19 protein-coding genes are annotated in these 21,754 nt (G+C 65.5%); 14 read left to right on the top strand and 5 right to left on the bottom strand.

Annotation, left to right across the window (positions count from 1 at the left end; all coding sequences use genetic code 11):
• Positions 1 to 334 precede the first annotated feature (334 nt).
• From BKA07_RS17085 to BKA07_RS17075, 3 genes are read right to left on the bottom strand one after another with little or no spacing between them, the layout of a single operon-like run.
• On the bottom strand, positions 335 to 1,156 hold the full coding sequence (locus tag BKA07_RS17085; RefSeq protein WP_167952138.1) for an HAD-IIA family hydrolase: 822 nt from the start codon (positions 1,154 to 1,156) through the stop codon (positions 335 to 337).
• A gap of 39 nt (positions 1,157 to 1,195) precedes the next feature.
• A complete protein-coding gene (locus BKA07_RS17080; RefSeq protein ID WP_209044014.1) occupies positions 1,196 to 2,668 on the bottom strand; it encodes a purine-cytosine permease family protein in 1,473 nt (490 codons plus the stop codon).
• On the bottom strand, positions 2,653 to 2,820 hold the full coding sequence (locus tag BKA07_RS17075; RefSeq protein ID WP_167952136.1) for a hypothetical protein: 168 nt from the start codon (positions 2,818 to 2,820) through the stop codon (positions 2,653 to 2,655). The genes BKA07_RS17080 and BKA07_RS17075 overlap by 16 nt, the downstream gene beginning before the upstream one ends.
• Positions 2,821 to 3,010: 190 nt before the next feature.
• On the opposite strand from BKA07_RS17075, the gene BKA07_RS17070 reads away from it, so the two are divergent.
• The 11 genes from BKA07_RS17070 to BKA07_RS17020 all read left to right on the top strand — a co-directional run bounded on the left by BKA07_RS17070 (position 3,011) and on the right by BKA07_RS17020 (position 16,137).
• Positions 3,011 to 3,397, top strand: coding sequence for an ArsR/SmtB family transcription factor (locus BKA07_RS17070; protein WP_167952134.1), 387 nt, complete (start codon positions 3,011 to 3,013; stop codon positions 3,395 to 3,397).
• Entirely contained in the window at positions 3,394 to 3,879 is a 486-nt protein-coding gene (locus tag BKA07_RS17065) for an SRPBCC family protein (RefSeq protein ID WP_167952132.1), read from the top strand. Before BKA07_RS17070 ends, BKA07_RS17065 begins: the two co-directional genes overlap by 4 nt.
• A 121-nt stretch (positions 3,880 to 4,000) precedes the next feature.
• On the top strand, positions 4,001 to 4,576 hold the full coding sequence (locus BKA07_RS17060) for a MaoC family dehydratase (RefSeq protein WP_167952130.1): 576 nt from the start codon (positions 4,001 to 4,003) through the stop codon (positions 4,574 to 4,576).
• A gap of 8 nt (positions 4,577 to 4,584) precedes the next feature.
• Positions 4,585 to 5,388, top strand: coding sequence for an HpcH/HpaI aldolase/citrate lyase family protein (locus BKA07_RS17055; RefSeq protein WP_167952128.1), 804 nt, complete (start codon positions 4,585 to 4,587; stop codon positions 5,386 to 5,388).
• A gap of 22 nt (positions 5,389 to 5,410) precedes the next feature.
• A complete protein-coding gene (locus BKA07_RS17050) occupies positions 5,411 to 6,076 on the top strand; it encodes a peptide deformylase (RefSeq protein WP_167952126.1) in 666 nt (221 codons plus the stop codon).
• A 43-nt stretch (positions 6,077 to 6,119) separates the two neighbouring features.
• Complete coding sequence (gene msrA / locus BKA07_RS17045) at positions 6,120 to 6,650, top strand: peptide-methionine (S)-S-oxide reductase MsrA (protein WP_167952124.1); 531 nt, start codon at positions 6,120 to 6,122, stop codon at positions 6,648 to 6,650.
• Complete coding sequence (locus BKA07_RS19060) at positions 6,651 to 7,514, top strand: nitroreductase family protein (RefSeq protein ID WP_209044013.1); 864 nt, start codon at positions 6,651 to 6,653, stop codon at positions 7,512 to 7,514.
• Between the two features lie 14 nt (positions 7,515 to 7,528).
• Positions 7,529 to 8,821, top strand: a complete 1,293-nt coding sequence (locus BKA07_RS17035; RefSeq protein ID WP_167952122.1) for an MFS transporter — start codon at positions 7,529 to 7,531, stop codon at positions 8,819 to 8,821.
• Between the two features lie 153 nt (positions 8,822 to 8,974).
• Complete coding sequence (locus tag BKA07_RS17030; protein WP_342449110.1) at positions 8,975 to 12,769, top strand: efflux RND transporter permease subunit; 3,795 nt, start codon at positions 8,975 to 8,977, stop codon at positions 12,767 to 12,769.
• Between the two features lie 25 nt (positions 12,770 to 12,794).
• Positions 12,795 to 13,556 (top strand): CPBP family intramembrane glutamic endopeptidase, encoded by a 762-nt coding sequence (locus BKA07_RS17025; RefSeq protein WP_167952120.1) that lies wholly within the window; start codon positions 12,795 to 12,797, stop codon positions 13,554 to 13,556.
• Between the two features lie 124 nt (positions 13,557 to 13,680).
• On the top strand, positions 13,681 to 16,137 hold the full coding sequence (locus tag BKA07_RS17020) for a PhoX family protein (protein ID WP_167952118.1): 2,457 nt from the start codon (positions 13,681 to 13,683) through the stop codon (positions 16,135 to 16,137).
• Between the two features lie 343 nt (positions 16,138 to 16,480).
• Here the strand turns inward: BKA07_RS17020 and BKA07_RS17015 are convergent, their stop codons facing one another.
• A complete protein-coding gene (locus tag BKA07_RS17015; RefSeq protein WP_167952116.1) occupies positions 16,481 to 17,125 on the bottom strand; it encodes a VOC family protein in 645 nt (214 codons plus the stop codon).
• Positions 17,126 to 17,337: 212 nt separating this feature from the next.
• Positions 17,338 to 17,823: an inorganic diphosphatase gene (locus tag BKA07_RS17010; RefSeq protein WP_167952114.1), complete on the bottom strand. Its 486-nt coding sequence runs from the start codon at positions 17,821 to 17,823 to the stop codon at positions 17,338 to 17,340.
• 112 nt (positions 17,824 to 17,935) lie between these two features.
• Between BKA07_RS17010 and dacB the strand changes: the two genes are divergently transcribed.
• The 3 genes from dacB to tilS are packed head-to-tail and all read left to right on the top strand — an operon-like array spanning position 17,936 to position 21,502.
• Positions 17,936 to 19,417: a D-alanyl-D-alanine carboxypeptidase/D-alanyl-D-alanine endopeptidase gene (dacB, locus tag BKA07_RS17005; protein WP_167952112.1), complete on the top strand. Its 1,482-nt coding sequence runs from the start codon at positions 17,936 to 17,938 to the stop codon at positions 19,415 to 19,417.
• Positions 19,414 to 20,430: a zinc-dependent metalloprotease gene (locus BKA07_RS17000; RefSeq protein ID WP_167952110.1), complete on the top strand. Its 1,017-nt coding sequence runs from the start codon at positions 19,414 to 19,416 to the stop codon at positions 20,428 to 20,430. The genes dacB and BKA07_RS17000 overlap by 4 nt, the downstream gene beginning before the upstream one ends.
• The gene (gene tilS / locus BKA07_RS16995; RefSeq protein WP_167952108.1) at positions 20,417 to 21,502 is read left to right on the top strand and encodes a tRNA lysidine(34) synthetase TilS; all 1,086 of its coding nucleotides are present in this window, start codon (positions 20,417 to 20,419) and stop codon (positions 21,500 to 21,502) included. The genes BKA07_RS17000 and tilS overlap by 14 nt, the downstream gene beginning before the upstream one ends.
• Positions 21,503 to 21,754 lie beyond the last annotated feature (252 nt).

Genomic DNA, 21,754 nt, shown 5'->3' with positions numbered 1-21,754 from the left:
GCAGACGCGGGCGATCACGTAGTAACCCTTCCTGGTCCTGCTCAGGCAGCAGTTCTCAGCTTCGGCTATCTGGACTCGGGGCATGCCAAGATCGCGGAGCTGCCTTGTCGTCAGGACTTGAAACATGAGTACAGTATGAAATCAAATAATAGCAAATGCAATCAAACGTAACAAAAAGAGTGCTGAGCTATATTGAGCGAGCTGGTACGCCATTTGCGTGGCATTTATCCACAAACGGGGTGGGTGTCGACAAACGCACGTGCACATGCGTTTGTCGACACCCACCCCGTTTCTCGGCAGCTAATCCGGCTGGCGCGGCTCGGCCGGGCTCGGATCAGGCGGAGCCGGTGACGTCGGGCCCCAGCTCCTCTCGCTGATCGAGCGGGACGTCGAGGAGTTCGTGAACCCCGCCCACGATCTCATTGGGACGGAAGGGGAAACGGCGCACATCCTCGGCGGTGGAGATCCCCGAGAGAACGAGCACCGTGTGCATGCCCGCCTCCATCCCGGCGATGATGTCGGTGTCCATACGGTCGCCGATCATCGCTGTGCTCATCGAGTGAGCGCCGATCCTGTTGAGTGCGGAGCGGAACATCATCGGATTCGGCTTGCCCACCACATAGGGCTCACGGTTCGTGGCCTTCGTGATCAGAGCGGCGATGGCACCGGTCGCCGGCAGGATGCCCTCGGGGCTGGGGCCCGTGGCATCGGGGTTGGTCACAATGAAGCGGGAACCGCCCTGGATGAGGCGGATCGCCTTCGTGATGGCTTCGAAGGAGTAGGAATGGGTCTCCCCGACCACGACGAAGTCCGGGTCGGTCTCAGTCATAACGAATCCGGCCTCGTGGATGGCCGTGGTCAGCCCCGCTTCGCCGACGACGTAGGCGGTGCCGTGGTCAACCTGATTGGACAGGAAGTCGGCGGTGGCCATGGCAGACGTCCAGATGTGGGTCTCGGGGACCTCGAGCCCGTTCGAACGCAGCCGGGCCGAGAGGTCACGGGCGGTGTAGATCGAGTTGTTCGTCAGCACGAGGAACGGAATGTCAGCCTGTCGCCACTGTGCCAGGAGCTCGGCCGCACCAGGCAGGGGACTGTTCTCCTTGACCAGGACTCCGTCCATATCGGTCAACCAGCATTCGATCGAATCGCGATCCATGTCTCTCCTGAAGGTAGTCGGCGAGCCGTTGCCTCCAGCCTAGTCGGGTTTCGCGAGCTGCGGCTCCATCCGTCCGAAACCGCCCTTGCCCCGGGAGATGGACACCGTCTTGGTCAGCACCCAGTAGACGATTCCGGAGACCAGCATCGATGGGATCGAGGCAGTCAGCCAGCGGAACGCCTCCGTGGGGATGTAGTCGATCGGGTCGAGCAGCAAAGCGTAGACGAGCGCACCGGCGGCCATGGCGCAGAACGCGACGAGGTTGACCCCCGCAGTGAAGTGATAGGGAGACCCAGGACGGTTGTCGTACATCGCCCGGATGTCGAGGTGCTGGCCGCGCAGGATGAAGAAGTCGACGAACTGGATCGCGCACAGCGGGCCCAGCACGATCGCGCCCCACGAGACGAAGCGACCGTAGTTGTTGTATGTGATGTCGGGGAAGAACACGAGCACGATGGCCGGGACGAGAATGAGCCCGCCGAGCACGGGCCAGGGCAGCCTGCGTCCGAGATTGCCGGTGCCGCCGCGTACAGCCACGAGGGCTGCGTAGCCCTGGGCGACGATCGAGGTGATGTTGGCGAAGCCGACGAAGACCAGCGCGAGGCCGCCGAGGACGAAACCGCCGAGGGGAATCATCCATTGCGTGGGGTCGTCGGAGCCCAGCGCGAGAGCCGAGAACGCCCCGACGATCGCGGCGATCACCGAGGCGAGGAAGAGCCCGATCATGTTCGGCCAGTAGCCGGCGCGTGCGCTTCTGGTCAGTCGGGCCAGATTGCCGACGTTGGGCCACCAGGCGAGGCCGCCGGCGACATTGAGTTCGATGGCGATCATGAACGCCATGTGCTCGTCGAAGTCCTCTGCCAGCGGCCCCATTGCGACGAGATCGGACCATCCGACCTGGGTGAAGATCAGGACGAGCATGACGAGTGTGACCACGACGAGTCCGGGGGAGACGACCTTGTTGACGGTTTCGATGGACTTCGGGCCGCGCATGAGGATGAGCCAGGAGAGCACCACTGCGACCAGCCCCAGCAGCTTGACGACGAGGCCGTCGGATTCCAAGTCGGTGCCGAAGAGCTCATTGCTGACGTTGGCGAACGCGTGACCGCACATGATGGCGAGCACCGCGGCCCACGCGGCGGCGAGCAGCGCCGAGAGCACGAGCATGATGGCGCGACCGCCTGCGGTGCCGAATGACGATCTCAGCGAGACGAACTGTTCGATGCCGTAGCGGACCGCCGGGATGCAGGGCGCCAGGGCGACGAAGACGATGCTGATTCCGTAGCCGATGACGATGCTGGCCACGGCCTCCTTGGCACCGACATAATAGGCGACCGCGCCGCCTTGGAGGAATGCCCAGGTGGCGATGGCGAGTCCGATGTTCGCCGCCGAGAAGTCCCAGAAACTCCAGATCCGGTCCTTCTTCAGCAGCGGGAGGTCGCTGGTCGACCCCGCTTCATCGAGCGCTGTGCGTTGGAGTCGTCGACGGCCGCCGCTCACAGAAGGGCCCATCCCAGCACGATGAGGGACACGATGACGAGGACGGCGACGGAGATGACGATGTCCTTCGCGGGCAATGGTGCAAGAACTCCCTCCTCGCTTCCCGGGTCCTCGTAGAGGTCGAGGCGGCGGTCGAGTTCGGTGCGGAAATCTTTGTCCATCATGAGCGGTGGTCTCCTTTGACCAGGGTCGGAAGAGTCGTCGTCGCAACGTTCGGGTGTCGGCCTGCCGTCTGAGGCGGTGCCGGCCCACCCCTGAGACTATACCGTCCGGACGGTCCTGTTTCAGCACCATCCCTTGACGGCCGACCGCCTTCGTGTATTGTAGTGAATACTTAATTAAGGGGATGTTGAAATGAACTTGAGCGGGCTGTTCGGCGCTCTGGCCGATCCGACTCGGAGGGTGATGATCGATCGCCTGCGAGCAGGTGACCTCAGCGCCGGAGAACTGGCCGAACCGCTGACCATCAGCAGGTCCGCGGTATCACAGCATCTCAAGGTGCTCGAGGACGCTGGGCTGATCACCAGAGTCAAGAGCGCACAGAAGCGGATCGTGCATCTCAACACCGAGCGACTGTCCGCCGCCAGCGACTGGCTTGTGGCAGCACGCGAGGACTGGCAGCAGCGATTCGACAACCTCGATCAGGTGCTGGCCGAGACACGGCCGGTGGGAGACCCGACCGAGCCCGGTGAGAACCCATCGACTCACGATTCATCGACTCAAGGAGGAGGACCATCATGAATGCGAACACCACACCCGCCGACAGCGCGGCCCCATCGACCGAGGAGCCCGGGTTCACTATCGTCCGCGACTTCGCCGCCGGCCGCGGACGCGTCTGGGAGGCATGGACGAACCCCGAGGTCATGGCGCTCTGGTACCACCCGGAAGGGCTGCACACCCCGCGCGAAACAGTCAGCGTCGATCTGAGAGTCGGCGGCATCTACGCCTACACGATGATCGTCGACGACACAGGGGAGGAGTTCGCCACCGGCGGGAGATACCGCCGCGTCGAACCGCCTCGGCGACTGGACTTCACATGGGGGAACCAGGGTGAAGAGGACTCGTCGCCGCTCGTGAGCCTCGAATTCGACGAACTCGATGCGAGCACGACGCGGATGACGTTCACGCTCACCGGGCTCCCGAACGATTCGGGTGCCGTCGACAGCGTCTTCGACGGCTGGGCTTCCGCCTTCGACGTCTTCGAGGCCGAGATCGCCGGCTGAGCCTGCCGCAGACGAACCCGGGTCCCGGCGACGGACCCGGGTTACCTGCTGTCCGAATGCAGGCGATAGGCTCGCATCACGACAAGCGGGCAGTGACACAAGTGACACAGAGGAGTGACGCATGAGCGAGCAGAAGGTCATCGAACAGCGTGGCCTGTGGCTGGACGAGATGGAAGTCGGTGCGACCTACAGGCATGCACCGGGTCGGACCATCACCGAGGCGGACAACACCTGGTTCACCGCCGTGACCATGAACACGCAGGCCCTGCATCTCGACGCGGCCTTCGCCGAAACCGAGCCGTTCGGTCAGCGCCTCGTCAACTCGATGTTCACCCTCGCCACCCTCATCGGGCTGTCGGTGACACAGCTGACGCAGGGCACGATCGTCGGCAACCTCGGCTTCTCCGAGGTCGCCTTCCCCGCCCCGCTCTTCCACGGCGACACCCTCTACGCGGAGTCGACCGTCCTCGACAAGCGCAACTCGAAGTCCCGGCCCGGCCAGGGCATCGTCACCCTCGAACACCGCGGCTACAACCAGGACGGGGCCCTCGTGGCCAAGGCCGTGCGTCAGACCATGATGTTCGACTCGAGCCACGCCGACGGGGCCCCGATCGCGTCCGCACAACAGGCCCGATCCGCACAGCGGGCAGAGCCCCCACAACAGGCAGAGTCCGCACAGACCGAGACCGGAAAGTGAGCACCACGATGGCACTGGAATTCAAACCCGCCTGGCTCTTCGTCCCCGGCGACCGCCCGGATCGCTACACGAAGGCCGCAGAGCGCTCCGACATCGTCATCCTCGACCTCGAGGACGCGGTCAACGACGCCGACAAGGCCACCGCGCGGGAGGCGATCATCGACTTCCCACTCGATCCCACACGCACGGTCGTGCGCATCAATGCCCGGGACTCGGAGCACATCGACGAGGATCTCGCAATGCTTGCGAAGACCGAGTACACGGCCGTCATGCTGCCGAAGTCCGAGCGCGCCTGCGACCTCACGGTTCTCGGTGACTACCAGGTCATCGCCCTGATCGAGACGGCACTGGGCGCCGTCAACGTCACGGAGATCGCCGCCGCCCCCAACACCTACGCACTGATGTGGGGGTCCGAAGACCTCATCGCCGACCTCGGCGGGGGCTCCTCACACAACGCCGACGGCGGCTACCGTGACGTAGCCAAACATGTGCGCAATTCGACCCTGCTCGCCGCGCGCGCCCACGGAAAGTTCGTCCTCGACTCGATCTGGGCGAACATTCCCGACCTCGACGGTCTGGGAGCCGAAACCGAGGACGCCGTCCAATCCGGCTTCAGCGGCAAGGTCTCCATCCACCCCAGCCACGTCCCCGTCGTCCGCGATGCCTTCCGTCCCAGTGAGGAGCAGCTGACCTGGGCGAAGGCCGTGCTCGAGCTCGCGAAAACCGAGAAGGGCGCGTTCGCCTACGAGGGCAAGATGATCGACGCGCCCCTGCTCAAACACGCCGAGCTCATCGTCGCCCGCGACGTGTGAGCTGCTCGGAGGAATCGCGACCATGAACGACGCCGATGCGCTCATCGCCACCCAGATCCGCACCGTCCTCGCCGCGGCGGAAGCAAGCGGAGGAGCGGCCCCGATCGTCGAGGCCGGCGACCCGATCCTGCGCTCGGTGACCCGCCCCTTCGACGGGCAGGTCGACGACGCGGAACTGGCCCGACTCGCCGAGGTGATGCGGGCAACCATGGTCGCCGCCCCCGGGGTGGGGCTGGCCGGTCCGCAGTTGGGCATCGGCCTGTCGATGTTCGTCGCCGAGGATCCCGGAAGCCTCGACCCGGAGACCGCCGAGGTGCGACAGCGGACCCCGATGCCCCTGCGCGTCGTCGTCAACGCCGGCTGCTCCCGGGCCGCCTCGGCCGACGTCGCCTTCTTCGAAGGCTGCCTGTCGATCCCCGGCTACCAGGCAGTCGTCGCCCGACCCCGCGAGATCGAGCTGACAGCCCAGAACCTCGACGGCACGCCCATCAACGAGGTGGTCTCCGGTTGGTCGGCACGCATCCTCGCGCACGAGACCGATCACCTCGGAGGCGTCATGTTCGTCGACAAGGCCGAGATGCGCTCTCTGTCGACGAACACCTCGGTGGCGAAATTCTGGAACCAGCCCTCGACGCAGAAAGCCGCCGCAGAGCTCGGGTTCACCCTGCCCAGCAGCATGCTCATGTGATCGCGGTCGGGAATTTCTCGAACATGTGATGGTTGTAGGGAGTATGAGTGAACTTCGTACCCTGACCCTGGGCGCCGGCTGCTTCTGGTGCCTCGACGCCGTCTACCAGCGGACCACGGGGGTCACCTCGGTGATCTCCGGATACACCGGGGGACACACCCCGAACCCCCACTACCGCGAAGTCTGCTCGGGCACCTCCGGCCATGCCGAGGCCCTGCAGGTGACATTCGATCCGGAGACCGTGCCCGAAAGCGTCATCCTCGGCCTCTTCTTCACCGGACACGATCCCACCAGCCTCAACGCTCAGGGCTACGACGTCGGAACCCAGTACCGCTCCGCCATGTTCTATGCCGACGAGGAGGAGAAGGCACGCTTCGAAGCCGCCATCGCCGAGGCGCAGGAGCTCTTCGACGCCCCGATCGTCACGACGCTCGAACCCCTCGGCGTCTTCCACAACGCCGAGGCCGTCCACCAGGACTTCTACACCGAGAACCGGAACAGCGGGTACTGCCGTGTCATCATTGATCCGAAGCTGTCCCATGCACGGGAGGCATTTGCGGATTGGGTGAGCTGATTGTCGAAGCACAAGGACTCCGGCGAGCATTACAGCGCGAAGAAGCACAGCAGCTCGAAGAAGCCGGGCAAGGGGAAGCGTTCGCAGGGCGACGATGCCTGCGAGGTGACGAAGGGCCGCGTGCGATCACATTTCCTCGATGGCGAGACCGGTCCCTGGGCGAAGAAGCTGGCCGAGCAGTCGGGTGACTCGAACGAGCAGTCGACGCCCCCGGAGCCGAGCGAGTCTCCCGCACAGCCGGCATCGGCCCACCCGGAGAGGCGGCACGGCCCGGACTACTCTGCGCCCAGCTCCATCGACATCGTCGCCGATCCCGTCCTGCACGCGATCGCCACCCGACGATCGATCTCGAAACTCGACCCGGAGACGCCGAACGACTCCGACCTGCGCGAACTCATCCGCACGGTCTCCTCGGTCGCCGACCACAAGGGACTCAAACCCTGGCGCTTCATCATCATCCGCGGCGACGACAGGCACCGCCTCGGCGAAGCCCTCGACGAAGCAGGCGAGGTGCAGCGCAAACCCGGCAAGATCAACGAGAAGCCCCTGCGGGCGCAGCTCCTCCTCGCACTCGTCGCCTCACCTCAGCACAACCCGAAGGTCCCCGAATGGGAGCAGCAGGCCACCGCCGCCGGAGCCGGCCACCTGCTCGAGCTCGCCCTGTGGCAGGCCGGATGGGGAGTCATGTGGCGCAGCGGCAAACTCGCCAATGAACCCGCTGTGCGCAGGCTCCACCGGCTGCAGGAGAACGAGCTGCTCATGGGGTGGCTCTACATCGGTGCGGTCCCCGAACGCTATCGGCAGCGGCTGGCCACCAGCACCAGACCGCTGCCGGACCCCGTCCAGTTCCTCGATACCCTGTGAGCGATGGCGAGAATATGAGCGACGACGGCGGAACCGCGGGACCCAGCACTGCCTCCCGCAGGCTTCCGAAGGAGATCTACGTCCTCGTCGCGGCGGCCTTCATCGTCGCCCTGGGCTACGGCATCATCGCCCCAGTGCTCCCGCAGTTCGCCGCGAGCTTCAACTTCGGAGTCACTGCCGCCACGATCGTCGTCTCCTCCTTCGCCTTCTTCCGGTTCGTGTTCTCGCCCAGCTCGGGCCGCCTCGTCGATGCCTTCGGCGAACGCCGCATCTACCTCACCGGGCTCCTCATCGTCGCCGGCTCCACCGCGGCCGTCGCCTTCGCCCAGAACTACTGGCAGCTGCTGATCTTCCGCGGCCTGGGCGGCATCGGCTCGACGATGTTCAGCGTCTCCGCGATGGCGCTGATCATCCGACTCGCCCCTCTCGATGCCCGCGCCAAGGCGACGAGCACCTACGCCACGGCCTTCCTCGTCGGCAACATCGCCGGACCCGTCCTCGGCGGCGCCATGGCCGGTTGGGGCATGCGCATCCCGTTCATCATCTACGCCGTCGGCCTCCTCATCGCCGCGATCGTCGTGCGCGTCTTCCTCGCCTCCACCGCTTCGGAGGGCTCGGCGACCAAGCTCGGTCGCGCTCGCCTGGAAGCGACGAAGGACGAGACGCAGATGGAGGTCATGACCTTCCGACAGGCGTGGCGCGACTCCGCCTACCGCGCCGCCCTGATCTCCGCATTCGTTCAGGGGTGGTCGGCGATGGGCATCCGGGTGGCCATCTATCCGCTCTTCGCCGTCCAGGCGCTCAGGGCCGATACCGCGGTCGCAGGGCTGGCGCTGACGATGTTCGCGATCGGCAATGCCTCGGCCGTCACCGTCGTCGGCAGATATGCCGACACCTACGGGCGCAAACCCTTCATCCAATGGGGTCTGTTCATCCTGGGTGTGACCACAGCAGGCCTGGCATTCACCGACGCGATCTGGCTGTTCTTCGTCCTCTCCGTCCTCGCCGGAGCCGGATCGGGGCTGGCCAACCCCGCTCAACAGGCCACCGTGGCCGACGTCATCGGACGCGACCGCAAGGGCGGCCGAGTCCTCGCGAAGTACCAGATGGCGCTCGACGCCGGAGCCATCGTCGGTCCCATCATCGCCGGTTCCGTCGTCGACCACTTCGACTATTCCTGGGCTTTCGCCGTCACCGGCCTCCTCGGAGTCCTCGCCGCCGTCTACTGGTTCGCCGGCCGTGAGACCCGGCCTCGCGTGGTGCGCAGAGCCGAGCAGGACGGACGGATCGAGGACGATCTGAGCTGAGCTTCGCGGCATGGGAGCGCTCGGCTCGTCGGCATGGGAGCGCTCAGATTCTGCTCACGTGATTTGGACAGTGTGAATCACTAGTATTGGTCCACAGAGCACCATCCCCTGCAGTCGATCTCTGCGGGTGCACACCGACTAGAGAGTCACCACGTGAGTTTTCTGACCCGTCTGAGCCTGAAGAATCGCGCGCTCATCGCGCTCATCTCCGTCGTCGCGATCATCTTCGGCATCATCGGAGCGGGGGCACTCAAACAGGAGCTGTTCCCCTCCCTCGAAAACCCTCAGGCCACTGTCAGCGCCTCCTACGAGGGCGCGACGCCGGAGGCCGTCGAACAAGAGGTCACCGATCCCCTCGAGGGTGCGCTGACGGCTCTGCCCGAGGTCGAGGACATGACCTCGACCTCCGAGGCGGGCAGCTCCTCGATCACGGTGAGCACAGAATACGGTGAGAACTCCGACGATGTCGTCAAGTCCCTCCAACGGGCGGTTTCGCAGGTTCAGGCGACGCTGCCGGACGGAGTCGAACCCACCGTGAACACCGCCGGCACCGATGACATCCCGGTCCTTGCACTGTCGGTGACCTCGGATGCGGACGAGGACAAACTCGCTGCGAACCTCGAAGACATCGCCGAACCCGAGCTGAAGAAGATCGACGGCGTCTCCCAAGTCATGATCGCCGGTGCGAAGACCAAACAGGTAGAGGTCACCATCCGTCGTGACGATCTCGAGGACGAGGGCGCCAACCTCGACGAGATCGCCGGAATCCTCCAGTCCAACGGGATCCCCACCTCGGCGGGTGAACTGAAGAGCGACGAGGGCACGGCCCCCGTCGAGGTCGGCACCCGCATCCGCTCCGTCGAGGCCATCGAGGACCTGGTCATCAACGGCGAGGACGACCCGATCAAGCTCTCGGACGTCGCCGATGTCACGATCGCGAACGAACCCGTCGAATCGATCTCCCGCACCAATGGGCAGCCCTCACTGTCGGTGTCGGTGATGAAGGAAACAGACGCCAACACCGTCGACGTCTCCGAAGCCGTGGCCGAGAAGCTGCCCGATCTGGAACAGGCGATGGGTGAGAACACGGAGTTCATCTCCGCGTTCGACCAGGCACCGTTCATCGAACAGTCGATCCACGATCTGCTCGTGGAGGGCGGTCTGGGCCTGTTCTTCGCGGTCCTCGTCATCCTCGTGTTCCTCCTCTCGGTGCGCGCAACGATCATCACCGCGATCTCGATTCCGCTCTCACTGCTCATCGCCATGGTCGGCCTGTGGATGGGCGGGGAGACTCTGAACATGCTGACATTGGGAGCGCTGACGATCTCCGTCGGACGTGTCGTCGACGACTCCATCGTCGTCATCGAAGCCATCCGACGACGACATGCCTCCGGTGGACAGAAATTCGCGAACATCCTCGCCGCCGTCTCCGAGGTCGCCGGGGCCATCACCGCTTCGACGCTGACGACCGTGGCCGTCTTCCTGCCCTTGGCATTCGTCTCCGGGCAGACGGGGGAGATGTTCCGCCCCTTCGCCCTGACCGCCACCATTGCGCTGCTCTCCAGCCTGTTCGTGGCCCTGACGATCGTGCCCGTCCTCGCGTACTGGTTCCTGAGGCAGCGTGAGGCGAAGGTCAAGCTCACGCGAGACGAGAAGAAGGAGATCCGTCGCAGCCGCAAGGGCATGGTCTCCGAATGGCGCAGCGAGAAGAAGGCAGCGAAGAAGGCGTCCAAGAAGCAGAACATCCTCACCGTCGGCCGTCACGACGAACCGACCGAGGCAGCGAGCGCCGAGGTTGGGACAGCGGGTGCTGGGGCCTCCGGTGCTTCGACGGCAGGTGCCGCGAACGGGGGAACCACCTCGGCGGGCACTCGCTACGGGGAGACCGAAGAGGTCGGCGAGGTCGACGAGCTCGCCGGCATGCACTCGCCGGTGACGCGGCTCCAGAACACCTATATGCCGGTCATCTCCTTCTCCACCAAGCACCCGGTCGCGATGATCCTCGTCGCGGTCCTCATCCTCGCCGGCACCGGGGCGATGATTCCGCAACTGAAGACCGAGCTCTTCGGCGACACGGGACAGGACAGCCTGCAGGTCTCGCAGACCTTCGCCCCGGGCACCGACCTCGACGAAGCCTCTCAGCAGGCCGAACCGGTCGAGAAGGTCCTCGCGGACAACAGTGACGTCGAGTCCTATCAGCTCTCCGTCGGCGGCTCGACGTTCGGGTTCACCGATGACTCCTCGCTCACCGGCACCTACATCGTCAGCTCGAAGTCGGGCGTTTCGGCGCAGTCGATCTCCTCGCAATTGCAGACAGAATTCGACGATCTCTCTGACGTGGGCCAGGTCGAAGTGCAGAGCCAGAGCTCGACGCCCGGCGCTCAGACCATCGACGTCACCCTCTCCGCCTCGGATCCTCAGGAGCTCGACGACGCGACCGAGGCAGTCACGGACAAGCTCGAAGGCGTCTCCGGCACCCAGTCGGTCACCAGCGACCTGGAGGCCGTCCAGCCCGTCATCGAGGTCGAGGTCGATCATGAGAAGGCCGCCGAGGAGGACCTCACGGAGGCCACCATCGGCCAGTACGTGCAGAGGGCGATGCACGGCCAGAACATCGGTGAAGTCGTCATCGACGACGTCTCGCATTCGGTGCTCCTCTTCGACCGCAACGCCGATACGGTCGACGAGCTGCGCAACCTCAAGATCCCCGGCAAACCGGAGGAGACGGCGTCCGCTGGTGGCGCCGCAGGCGACGAGGCTGGTGCCGACGGTGCAGGCGGTGCGGGTGCTGCCGGCGACGGGGCTGGTGGTGCAGGCGGTGCCGGCGGTGCAGGCGGTGCCGGTGACGGTGCCGCCGGAAGCGGTGGTGGTGGCGCCGGAGCAGGTGGTGCCGGAGCAGGTGGCGGAGACGCGGGTGCTGCCGGGGACCCAGGGGCCATGGCAGGCGCCCCGGCGCCGACGTCGGAACCCCGATTCATTGACCTCGGCGACGTCGCCGAGGTCAAGGAGGTCAAGACCGCACCCACGATCCGCCACACCGACTCGCAGCGCTCGACCACGGTGTCCGTGACTCCGGCCGGCGATGACCTGGGCGCGGTGTCCTCCGATGTGCAGACCGCGCTGGGCGAGGTCGACATTCCCGATTCGGTCAGCGTCGACACCGGCGGGGCCACGCAGGAGCAGAACGAAGCGTTCTCCCAGCTGGGTCTGGCGATGCTGGCCGCGATCCTCATCGTGTTCGTCATCATGGTCGCCACGTTCAAGTCGCTGCTGCAGCCGCTGATCCTGCTGGTCTCGATCCCGTTCGCAGCCACCGGCTCCATCGCACTGTCTCTGCTGACCGACACACCATTGGGCCTGACCTCGATGATCGGTCTGCTCATGCTCATCGGCATCGTCGTCACAAACGCGATCGTGCTCATCGACCTGATCAACCACTTCAGGGTCCGAGGCGTCGGTCTGCGATCGGCGATCGTCCACGGTGCCAGGCTGCGTTATCGTCCGATCCTCATGACCGCCGCGGCGACGATCTTCGCGCTCGTGCCGATGGCCCTGGGGCTGACCGGCGGGGGAGTGTTCATCTCGAAACCGCTGGCGATCGTCGTCATCGGCGGCCTCGTCAGCTCGACCCTGCTCACGCTCATCCTCGTGCCCGTCCTCTACCTCCTCCTCGAGGGAACGAAGGAACGCCGCAGGGAGAAGAAGTACGTGAAGAACATGGCACGCGGTCAGGTCCTCGACGCGGCCGAGGCGAGAGCCGCCGCAGGCTCGGGCGCGAAGTCCGCCCGTGATGAGTCCACGGCCGGCGTCGAGTCCGAGTCAGCGGGCGCAGGCGGCAACGAGACCGCGACCGCGGGCGGCAACGGGACCGCGACCGCGACCGCGGCTCCCGAGGAACCCGAACCGAAGACGCAGGACCCGGATACGGGCGAGGAGCCGAAGCACTGACGCCTCGCCCGATACAGTGGGATCCATGACAACCGAGTTCGAACCACAGGAGAAGAAGCGCCTGTGGTTCGAACTCGGTCTCGTTGCCGCCCTCTCGCTGGGACAATCAGCGATCTATGCGATCGTGCGTCTGGCCGATATCACCACCCGCGGTCCGATCAGCGAGGCTCAGGCGAAACTCAACACCTCGCAGTCACCGCGTCCGGGCTTCGACCTCGTCTATCAGATCCTCGACATCGGATTCACCCTCGTACCCGTTCTGCTGGCTCTCTACCTGCTCACCCGCGATCAGGCTGCCTCGCCCCTGAGCCGACGGCTGGGCGTCGACGGTGAGGCAGGGAAGGACCTCGGCCGCGGAACGCTCATCTTCGTCATCATCGGCATCGGTACGTTGGCCGTCTACGCGGGCGGCAGGGCACTGGGGATCACGGCCGAGATCCAGCCGGCCAACCTCGGCGATCATTGGTGGACGATTCCGGTGCTCATCCTCGCAGCGGCGAAGAACGGCATCGTCGAAGAGGTCATCATCTTCGGCTTCGGGGCCGAACGCCTCCAGCGCCTGGGCTGCGGGATGTGGCCGATCATCATCGGCTTGGCGGTGTTCCGCGCCAGCTACCACCTGTACCAGGGCATCGGTCCGTTCATCGGCAACGTCGCCATGGGCATCGTCTTCGGCTGGTACTTCATGCGCAGAGGCAGGCTGATGCCGCTGGTCTGGGCACACTTCGTCATCGACGGCGTCGGCTTCCTGGCACCGGGGGTCCTCACTCTCGTCGACATCGACTGAGCAGGTTCACACTCAGTTCACCGAGCGGTAGTGCTGGGTCCAACTGATGCTGAAAGTCTCGATCTGGTGAGCCCGACTGCCTTGCGTGGGGAGGGCCGACAGACCCGATCCGAGGAGACAATCGATGGCACCCTTACGTGAACTTCTGCCCATGGCCGGCCATGTCCGTGGCAAACGCAGTCCCGTCACCTGCGCGCTCAAGTGCGACAATGCGTGCAGCAAGGCGATCTGCAACACCTCGTCGAACGGCTACTTCCGCGACATCGTCGGGGCGCAGCTGTCCCGGCGTGCGATGTTGGGGGCTTCGGCGGCAGGAGCACTGGCCATCGCAGTCACAGCCGGGCCGAGCCCGACCACACGTGCCGCGGCAGCAGGCGTGGGCACGAGCGGAACGCTCGACTTCACCGCAATCGATCCGGTCCAGCACGAGGTCGACGAGTTCATCGTCCCCGAGGGATACTCCTGGCACCCCGTCGTGCGCTGGGGCGATGCGCTGTTCCCCGACTCACCGAAGTTCGATCCAGAGAACCAGAGCGTCGAATCTCAGCGTCGTCAATTCGGCTACAACAACGACTTCCTGCAGATCCAAGTCGACGAGGGTGGAGACGGAAATCGTGCCCTCCTGTTCTCGAACCAGGAGTACACGAACGACGCGATCATGTACCCCGACAGCATGGACAAGGCCACACAGCGAGCCATCAGCCGCGACGCACACGGGCTGACCGTCGCAGAACTGGTCCGGACGAGTGAGAAGACGCCGTGGAAGGTCGATGTCAACGGTGCGAACAATCGCCGCTTCCTCATCGACACCGAATACGAATTCACCGGACCCGCAGCCGGCTCGGATCTGCTGCGGACGAAGGACTACCCCAAGGGCGACAAGGTCCAGGGCACTCTGGGCAACTGCGCGGGCGGTCTGACTCCGTGGGGCACGCTGCTGTCGGGTGAGGAGAACTTCAACTCGTATTTCAAGGCGCAGGGGACCTCGGCGGCGGACAAACGCTACGGTCTGAGCAGCGAGGACTCCGCCAACGGGTGGGAAACAGACGTGGCGCGCTTCGACACGAACAACTCCGGCTACGCCAACGAAGCGAACCGATTCGGGTGGATCGTCGAGGTCGACCCGCGCGATCCCGAATCGACACCGCTCAAGCACACCAATATGGGACGCCTCAAGCATGAGGGCGCGAACATCACCATCGCCGATTCCGGTCAGGCCGTGGCCTACATGGGCGACGACGAGAAGTTCGACTACCTCTACAAATTCGTGTCCAAGGATACGTACGTCGAGGGCGATCTGTCCCACAACCTCACTCTGCTCGCCGAGGGCGACCTCTTCGTCGCCAAATTCACCGGCAACTCCCCGAAGAGTGAGATCGACGGCAGCGGCGACGTGCCCGCCGACGGTGAATTCGACGGCAGCGGACAGTGGCTGCCACTGATCAAGGACGGCAAGTCGCAGGTTTCGGGAATGGCGGTCGAAGAGGTCCTCGTCAACACCCGCCTGGCCGCCGACAAGGTCGGGCCGACGAAGATGGACCGCTGCGAGGACGTCGAGCCGAATCCGGTCAACGGCAAGATCTACGTCGCCTGCACGAACAACTCCGATCGCGGGGTGGACGGCAAGGCCGCGGCCGATGAGGCGAACCCGCGGACGGAGAACCGCGACGGTCACATCGTCGAGCTGACCGAACGCGGCGGTGATCACACGAGCGCAGAGTTCGACTGGACTCTGCTGCTGGTGTGCGGCGACCCGAAGCAGGGCGACACGACCTACTTCTCAGGATTCCCCGCAGACCAGGTCTCACCGATCTCGTGCCCCGACAACGTCACCTTCGACGCCGACGGCAATCTGTGGATCTCGACCGACGGAGCGCCTGACGGCATCGGCTACTGCGATGGACTGTTCAAGGTCACCATCGACGGCGATCAGCGTGGGCGCGTCGAACAGTTCCTCTCCGTCCCGCGTGAGGCTGAGGTCTGCGGACCGCTCGTCCACGACTCCTACGACTCGGCGTTCGTCGCCGTCCAGCATCCCGGCGAGGACGGAGAATGGTCGGATCAGCACTCGCAATTCCCCGACTACGTCGATGAGTCCGATATCGAGACTGGTGTGGCGGCTCTTCCCCGACCGACCGTGGTCCAGGTGATCAAGGGCAGCGGTGAGGAGCCGAGCGATCCTCCGACCGAAGACCCGAAGGATGCAGACGCCGACGCAGAGGGCAACGAAGACGGTTCGGACGGTCCAGGCGAGGATGGCTCGTCCGACGGGGCTGACGGTTCCTCGGAGGGCTCGCAGGACGGCGCTAAGGACGCTGCGGCGGCCGGGGCCGGCGCAGCCAGTGCGAGTGAGGCCGGTGCGAACGGCGGCTCCGGCTCGGGTGGTTCGGATTCCGGCGGGTCCGCTTCCGGTGGCGGCGGTGACCTGCCGCGGACCGGCAACGACAGCACTCTGCCGCTGCTTGGCGGTGGTGCGGGCCTGCTCGCCGTCGGTGGTGCCATGGCCACAGCTGCTCACATGCGCAAAAAGAACGCAGGTGAAGGCGATGAGGGCCTCGCAGAGGAGTCCGCAGAAGCCTGACCCGGCGGGTGCGAGTGCTTAGCTGGACGTTTTGGGCTGAGTTCTTTGAAGTTTTCCAGCCCAAAACGTCCAGCTAAGCGCGTGGCGAGCCTGGTTGGGCGCGTGGCGAGGAAGCGCAGGGGCCGTAGTAAACGTTGGCAATAGCAAGCGTTGAGGGCATCACACCGATCGGTGTGATGCCCTCAACGCTGTTCCGGCGGGGTCAGCGGCTTGCAATGCAAGCAACTGACGGCAGCTGCGGCCAGATCGCGGCTTGCCGCCAGCTAGCAGCTGCCGCTACCCCGCGGCCTGCCACTACCCCGCGGCCTGCCACAACCCACCGGCGGGTTGTGGCAACGACGGCTCAGATGACGACGAGACCGTTCTTCGCCGTCTCGAAGCTGATCGACATGATGCCGGGGGTGCCGTGCGGCGCCGACCAGTCGATGTGGATCTCCGGGATCGGCTTGGGGTCCTGGGTCCCCAGCCAGTCGCGCAGTCGATCGCGATCCCCGGCGATCTGCAGGGTGTCGAGTGCGACGCCGCCATTGGTCTTGTATGACGAGGGGTGCTGCGACGAGTCGGCCGACCACTTGATGAAGAACGGAAGTTGGGGATCGGCGATGAGCCCCTTGACTCCGATCTGCAGCCATTTGAGTTCCAGGCCTGATTCCGGTGTGCGGTTCCCGTCGACGGCCTTGCGTTCGAGACGGGTCTCCACTCCGGCAAGGTCATCGACCGAGACGCACCAGCCCATCCAGCCGCCGCCGAGCTCGGACCGAGCTCTGACCGCCTGACCGAAGGGTGTTGACAGCGCGGCCGGGTGCTCCAAGGCTTCGACGACTTCGAGATAATGGCCGTTTGCGAGAGGGAAGATCAGATTCCTGGTGCCGAATCGAGGATGCACACCACCGTCGTAGGGAACCACACCGAGCTTCTCCGAGATTCTCTCGGCTGTCGCTTTGTACCCGTCTGGTTCGCTGGCGAAGGACACATGATCGAGTTTCATGTCTCGACAATCGCATAACCTGGCTCACACTTCTCATTAGGATCACCTAAGTAGTTGCCGATTTCGAGCACAGAGAGTGATTCCCGCAGACGACAGGGCCTGTGCAGAGCGAGCGGCTACGGCCGGACGCAGCGAACGCCCGGTCGCAGCCAACGTCCGGAGACAGCGAACGCCCGGACGCAGTCGTCCGGGCGTTCGAGAAGCCGCTGAGCTCAGTGAGACTCTTTGAAGCGCTTGATGGAGGCTTCGACTTCGGCCTCGGCCTCGGCACGACCGACCCAGCTGGAGCCCTTGACGTACTTGCCCGGCTCGAGATCCTTGTAGCGGGCGAAGAAGTGTTCGATCGAGTCGAGCGTGAACTGGTCCACGTCGCCGATGTCCTGGTAGCTATCCCAGCGAGGATCCCCTGCGGTGACCGCGAGGACCTTGTCGTCGCCGCCGGCTTCGTCCTCCATCGTGAACATGCCGATGGGGCGCACATCGATGAGCACGCCGGGGAACAGGGGTTCGGGGAGAAGCACGAGAACGTCGAGCGGGTCTCCGTCGTTGCCCAGCGTGTCCTCGAAGAAGCCGTAGTCGGCGGGATACTGCATCGAGGTGTAGAGGTAGCGGTCGAGCTTGACCCGACCGGTCTCGTGATCGACCTCGTACTTGTTGCGCGATCCGCGCGGGATCTCGATTGTGGCCAAGAGTTCCATAGTGCTCCTTCAGGCTAGGGTTGCATCACTAGAATAGAGCCTACAAGTCCCCACGAACGACAACCACAACGGCTACGGCGAGGACGACTGCGATGAGAATGAGGGCCCGCGTTTGAACCAGATCCCTGAGCAGAACACGCGGAAGCGGTCGAAGAGGGCTGTCGCGGGCATCACCGGAGGCGGACTGGCAGTGGTGTTGGCCGCGGCCGCTGCCCTCGACGCCTACGACGTCTTCCCAGAGCTGCCGGGAATCCTCACGACCGATCCTGCCATCGAGGTTCAAGCCGTCCCAGCGCCCAAGGCCCAGGGGATGGACATGCCCGCGCCCGCCTCGGCGCTGGATGACTCCGCGCCGGTGCCCACATCGGTCCCGGACGAAGTCGACAAGGTCCTCTCCGGCTCGAAGGTCAAGGGTTTCGGGATCGAGGTCCGCGACGGACTCAGCAACGACGTCCTCTACTCCAAGGCCGCGGACAGGCCGCGCACCCCGGCCTCGGTGACGAAGGTGCTCACCGGTTCCGCAGCGCTGCTGACGATCGGCGGCGAGGAGCGCCTGAGCACGACGACGGAGTTCGACCCGGCGACGGCCACGGTGACTCTGACCGGCGGCGGTGACCCTCTGTTGGGGGCAGGGGAGTCCCAGCCCGGAGCCGTCAACGGCCACGGGGGTCTGACGACCCTGGCCCAAGACACCGCCGAGTCATTGCAGAGCAAGAACATCGCCGAGGTTGCCCTCGACCTGGACACGTCCCGGTACTCGGGCGAGGACTTCAGTCCCGGATGGGACCGGGCCGATATCGCCAAGGGCGTCATCACGCCGATCCAGTCGCTGATGATCGACACCGGCTACATCGGCAGCAAGGACAAGGAGTGGCGCGGCCGCAGCGAGCATCCGGCCAAGGACGCGTTCGCCGTCTTCACGAAGGAGCTCACAGCAGCCGGGATCACGGTCACCGACGATCCGAAACCCGCCGAAGACGGAGATGCCGAAGACGCAGGCGGCGAAGCCCAAGGCGAAGTAGGGGCGGACGCCGGTGAGCTGGCCGCCGTGGAGTCGGCCACGATCTCCGAGATCGTGGAATACGCGCTCGTGCACAGCGACAACGTCGTCGCCGAGGTCCTCGGCAATGAGGTCGCCATCGCCTCGGGGCAGCCGGGCAGCCTGGAAGCCGGCCCCGAGGCCGTGCTCGCTGCCCTGTCCGACTCCGTCGACCTCGGCAAGACCCACCTCGAGGACACCTCGGGACTGTCGTACGACAACCAGATCAGCCCGCACGACCTGACGACCGTCCTCCAAGCCTCGGTCGTGGCCGAGGATTCGCTCTCGAGCCTGATCAGCTATATGCCCGTCGGCGGGCTCACCGGGACACTGACCGAACGCTTCACCAAGGACCGCAATGCCGCTGGTACTGTGCACGCGAAGACGGGAACCCTGTCGACCGTGACCTCACTGGCAGGCGGGGTGCTCGACGCGGACGGACGCTATCTCGTATTCACCCTGCAGATCGACGACGTGGACAAGGACAAGATTTTGGAAGCCAGGAAGACCGTGGACGACATCGTCGCAGCGCTCGCAGATTGCGGCTGCCGATGATCGTCGATGAGAAGTTCGCCGAACGCACCGCCAGGGAGCTCGTCCCCGCAGCCCGCATGCCGAACACCGATGAACTCGACGAGCTGGTCACCGGACTCAAGGACAATGCGCTGACGGCTCAGGAGCTCGTCGTCGACTCGTTCCTCCTCGACCCCGCCCACTCCGACGATGTGCGCACCCGATTGAGCGCCGGCTCCGTGCTCGTGCTCGACCAGCTCGGCTGGATCAAGGCCAACGCCCAGTCGATCAACGGGATGGTCGACGCCGACTCGCTTCCCGCCCCCGTCGGCCCGGGCTCGGCGAAGGCCGCCGCCGTCGAGATGGTGGGTGTGCTGTCGCTGCTGTCCACGCGCGTCCTCGGCCAGTTCGACCCGTTCGCGGTGGCCTCGGGCAGGCTGATGTTCGTCGCCCCGGCGGTCCTCATCGCCGAAGAGGCCATGAATGTCTCCCCACGCGACTTCCGCATGTGGGTGGCCCTGCATGAGGCCACTCATCAGGTCCAGTTCGCCACCGCGCCCTGGCTGCGCGAGCACATGCGCTCCCTCCTGTCCCGGGTCGTCGCGAACCCGCTCAAAGCGCCGGGGATCCGCGGTGTCGCCGACGTCTTCGCCACCCTCGGCGGCATCGTCAAGGGCGAATCGAGCATGGTGGATCTGATCCGGGACGAGGCGATGCGCAGTGCGCTCGACGAAGCCTCGGCGATCCTCGCTCTGCTCGAGGGCCACGCCGACGTGGTCATGGACGAGGTCGGCATCGAGGTGATCCCGAGCGTGCGCAAGCTGCGCCGCAGATTCGAGGCCCGGCGGGACGCCGGTCAGGGTGGTTTCCTGTCGAATCTGCTGGGCATGAACCTCAAACTCGCCCAGTACCGTGACGGCGCGAAGTTCGTCCGCGCGATCCGCAGGGAGGTCGGCCAGACCGGTTTCACCGCCATCTACTCCGGTCCCGAGAACCTTCCGAAGAGCGAGGAGATCAAGACTCCGAGCAAGTGGTTGGACCGTGTCCACGGCTGAGGGTGCGCCACCTCGGCGACCGAGCCTCGATCCCGCCAGCGCCGCGATCCGCAATGCCGTCCGACAGGCCCTGGCCGACGTGGACGTCCGGTCCGGCTCCGACGGCGGGACCGGCTCCGAGGGGCGCGCCGGCCCAGGGGCTCTGCCCGGAGTCATCGTCGCGGTCTCCGGGGGAGCGGACTCGATGGCTCTGCTGCACGCCTGCGCATTCCTGAACCGGCGCGGCGAGCTCAGCGCCCGCGCCGTGACCGTCGACCATGGTCTTCAGTCCTCATCCGCCGAGGTGGCCCGCCGAGTCGTGTCCATCGCCGAATCGTGGGGAGTGCCGGCCGAGATCGCGACGGTGAGCATCGATGCCGGAGACGAGGGGGTCGAAGCGGCCGCCCGGGACGCACGCTACGAGGCGCTGGAGGAGGCCCGCACGGTGCACGCCGCCGACTGGGTGCTGACAGCCCACACTCGCAATGACCAAGCCGAAACCGTCCTGCTGGGTCTGATGCGCGGTTCCGGGACCCGCTCGCTCGCGGGCATGGCGCTGCGGACCGGGCGAGTGGTCCGCTCCCTGCTCGACGTCGAACGGGCGACCAATGTCGCCTCGTGCCGGGCACAGGGCATCGAGGTCTGGCACGACCCGATGAACGCCGACGATTCCTTCGCCCGGGTCAGAGCTCGGAGCCTGTTGGCCTCGGTCGAGGCCGATCTCGGCCAGCCGATCACCGCGAACCTCGCAAGGACCGCCGAGCTGTGCCGAGCCGACGCCGACTACCTTGATGAGCGCGCCGAGGCTCATGCCGCGAAGGTGCGGGGGCACACCGAGGTGCCGCTGGCCGGGCTGACGGGCCTGGACGGGGCGATCCTCTCCCGCGTCGTGCGCGACTGGGCGGTCTCGCTCGGAGTGCCCGCCCAGGCCATCGGCGCCGCCCGTGTGAGCCGACTGTGCGCCCTGATCCGGAACACAGCACAGCCGGGCGCCCGCCGGTCGGGATGCGAACGACTGTCCCTGCCCGGCGACACCGAAGCCATCGTCGGTGAGGGGCTCCTGCGCTTCGGCCGCGATGCCAAGACTCGCTGAGTTCGGCTCAGCCGGCCAGCTTCCCCACCGGACGCCACCAACCGCCCGGCTCTGAAGGTCCGCCCCAACCGATCGGAATCGAGACGGGCATGGACGTCGACCAGGCTGGGCGGCAGGATTATTCGCCCAGCACAGTCGATGACGTCCTCTCAGCAGGTGGTATGCCGACATGCCTTTCGGGTGCCTGCCCGCGTACAACTTCGAGCGCGTCGAGACCCCGTCACGCGGGTGCGCGAACCGTCTGAAAGGATG

Origin of the sequence: Brevibacterium marinum, from assembly GCF_011927955.1 — a bacterium.
Lineage (GTDB): Bacteria > Actinomycetota > Actinomycetes > Actinomycetales > Brevibacteriaceae > Brevibacterium > Brevibacterium marinum.
The sequence above is the reverse complement of the archived record's forward strand: the minus strand, read 5'-3'. Positions and strand labels throughout refer to the sequence as shown.

Coding starts and splice junctions, on each gene's coding strand:
- BKA07_RS17085 (WP_167952138.1), bottom strand. CDS start 1,156: ATGGATCGCGATTCGATCGAATGCTGGTTGACCGATATGGACGGAGTC.
- BKA07_RS17080 (WP_209044014.1), bottom strand. CDS start 2,668: ATGGGCCCTTCTGTGAGCGGCGGCCGTCGACGACTCCAACGCACAGCG.
- BKA07_RS17075 (WP_167952136.1), bottom strand. CDS start 2,820: ATGATGGACAAAGATTTCCGCACCGAACTCGACCGCCGCCTCGACCTC.
- BKA07_RS17070 (WP_167952134.1), top strand. CDS start 3,011: ATGAACTTGAGCGGGCTGTTCGGCGCTCTGGCCGATCCGACTCGGAGG.
- BKA07_RS17065 (WP_167952132.1), top strand. CDS start 3,394: ATGAATGCGAACACCACACCCGCCGACAGCGCGGCCCCATCGACCGAG.
- BKA07_RS17060 (WP_167952130.1), top strand. CDS start 4,001: ATGAGCGAGCAGAAGGTCATCGAACAGCGTGGCCTGTGGCTGGACGAG.
- BKA07_RS17055 (WP_167952128.1), top strand. CDS start 4,585: ATGGCACTGGAATTCAAACCCGCCTGGCTCTTCGTCCCCGGCGACCGC.
- BKA07_RS17050 (WP_167952126.1), top strand. CDS start 5,411: ATGAACGACGCCGATGCGCTCATCGCCACCCAGATCCGCACCGTCCTC.
- msrA (WP_167952124.1), top strand. CDS start 6,120: ATGAGTGAACTTCGTACCCTGACCCTGGGCGCCGGCTGCTTCTGGTGC.
- BKA07_RS17035 (WP_167952122.1), top strand. CDS start 7,529: ATGAGCGACGACGGCGGAACCGCGGGACCCAGCACTGCCTCCCGCAGG.
- BKA07_RS17025 (WP_167952120.1), top strand. CDS start 12,795: ATGACAACCGAGTTCGAACCACAGGAGAAGAAGCGCCTGTGGTTCGAA.
- BKA07_RS17020 (WP_167952118.1), top strand. CDS start 13,681: ATGGCACCCTTACGTGAACTTCTGCCCATGGCCGGCCATGTCCGTGGC.
- BKA07_RS17015 (WP_167952116.1), bottom strand. CDS start 17,125: ATGAAACTCGATCATGTGTCCTTCGCCAGCGAACCAGACGGGTACAAA.
- BKA07_RS17010 (WP_167952114.1), bottom strand. CDS start 17,823: ATGGAACTCTTGGCCACAATCGAGATCCCGCGCGGATCGCGCAACAAG.
- BKA07_RS17000 (WP_167952110.1), top strand. CDS start 19,414: ATGATCGTCGATGAGAAGTTCGCCGAACGCACCGCCAGGGAGCTCGTC.